Genomic DNA, 1888 nt, shown 5'->3' with positions numbered 1-1888 from the left:
CTGCAGGCAGTGGCTCCCAGGTGGGCGGCTTTGTGGCTGTGAGTATACCGTGAAGAACCCGCGCCGGATGGATCGGCGGGCTGGTTCCTTCAAGATCAACATTGCTTCAGGCCTGTGGTGTGATTTTGCAACTGGTGAAGGTGGGCGGGATTTTATCAGCCTTGGAGCCTACCTGTTTTCGCTCTCGCAAAAACAAGCTGCTTGTAATCTGGCGGACATGATTGGTGTGGATGCTTATGAGTAATCCGTTTGCTCCAATTAAACCAATCCAAACATCAAAGCCGAAGCGGGAGCAACCTCAAAAGGTGATTGTAATGCCGGTGCCAGATGGGGCACCGGAGCCACATGCCTTTCATCCTAAGCTTGGGGTTCCTTCGCAGTGCTGGACATATCGCGATGCAGCGGGTGAAGTGCTTGGGTATGTATACCGGTTTGATGAGGTTGAGGCGGGGAAGAGCTATCGCCCATTGTGCTTGTTCCAAGTCGCAGGGCAAATGAAATGGCGGTGGGAGACATGGCCTCAACCAAGGCCTCTATATGGTTTAGACCTACTCGCCAAAACTTCGGATATGCCTGTTGTCATTGTTGAGGGAGAGAAGGCTGCAGATGCTGCAAGGCAGTTACTACTGAAACATGTTTGTATCAGCTCTCCCGGTGGCTCCAACGCAGCTAAGAAAGCAGATTGGTCTGTGCTTAAAGGGCTTGATGTTTTTATCTGGCCTGATGCGGATGAGGCTGGGAAGAAATATGCGGATGATGTTGCGGGTTGTGTTGAGAAGGTAGGGGCTACATCTGTAACGGTTCTTGTGCCGCCGGATGATGTTTCCAAAGGCTGGGATGCTGCTGATGCGTTGGCTGATGGATGGACACCAGAACAAGCTGAAGCCTTCGTCTTGCCTTCTCAGGTAGAAGATGCGGAAGAGCCGGATGCTAAGCCGCGTGCGCGCGGTGTGAGTTTGTTGTCAGTCGCGCAGGATCTGGAGCTTTGGCATTCTCCGCAGAAAGACGCTTTTGCCACTGTGCTGGTGAATGATCACTATGAGCATTGGCCAGTTGAGAGCCAAAGCTTCAAGCGTTGGTTGGTGGGGCGGTATTATGAAAAGACCGGGCTTGCACCTTCAACGCAGAACTTAGGTGATGCACTGCGGGTATTTGAGGTGCGTGCTCTGGAGCAAGGGGCTTGTCATGAGCCGTTTATACGTACTGGCTGGCAGGATGGGGAAAGCTGGTTGGATCTGGCAGATGGGAGCTGGCAAGCTGTCCGTATCACTCGAGACGGTTGGGAGGTGATCAGCAATCCTCCGGTCAAGTTCATCCGCAAGCAGACTATGTCTCCATTGCCCGTACCTGAGAAAGGGCATCACATTGAGGAGATGCATCATCTCCTCAATGCTGAGGAAGAAGACTGCAAGCTCATTCTTGGCTGGATGGTGGCGTCGTTGTGGGGGCGTAGTCGTAGCTATCCGGTTCTTGCTCTTGGTGGGGAGCAAGGCAGCGGCAAGAGCACTATGGCGCGGTTGTTGCGGTCTATTACAGATCCCTGCGCGGTGTCTGCGTCTTCACTACCCAAAGATGAACGCGACCTGATGGTGATGGCACAAAACGGGCATGTACTTAATTTCGATAATGTCTCGAAAATGGAAGGCTGGCTCTCTGATGCGATTTGCCGAATGGCGACGGGCAGCGGGTTTATCTCTCGCAAGCTGCACACGGATGGCGATGCCTATTGGTTTCAAGGGGCGCGGCCTGTGCTGCTTAATGGCATTCCTGCGCTGACTGAGCGGGCTGATCTGGCCGAGCGGGCGCTTTCTGTTCGTCTCAAGCGGATTGATGAAGTAGGTCGTCAGCCGGAAGAGCTGTTCTGGCAAGAATGGGAGCAGCTCAAACC

At 53.5% G+C, this 1888-nt stretch carries 2 protein-coding genes; both read left to right on the top strand.

Translation table 11 applies throughout. The annotated features are described in order from the left end of the window. Positions 1-244: hypothetical protein (locus tag PPL9_RS20900; protein WP_057464500.1), on the top strand; the 244-nt coding region annotated here is incomplete at its 5' end. Further along, positions 237-1888 (top strand): DUF6371 domain-containing protein (locus PPL9_RS20895; protein ID WP_057464503.1); only part of this gene is annotated, 1652 nt, incomplete at its 3' end. The genes PPL9_RS20900 and PPL9_RS20895, both read left to right, overlap by 8 nt.

The sequence above is a fragment of the Pseudovibrio sp. POLY-S9 genome, from assembly GCF_001431305.1.
Lineage (GTDB): Bacteria > Pseudomonadota > Alphaproteobacteria > Rhizobiales > Stappiaceae > Pseudovibrio.
The sequence above is the reverse complement of the archived record's forward strand: the minus strand, read 5'-3'. Positions and strand labels throughout refer to the sequence as shown.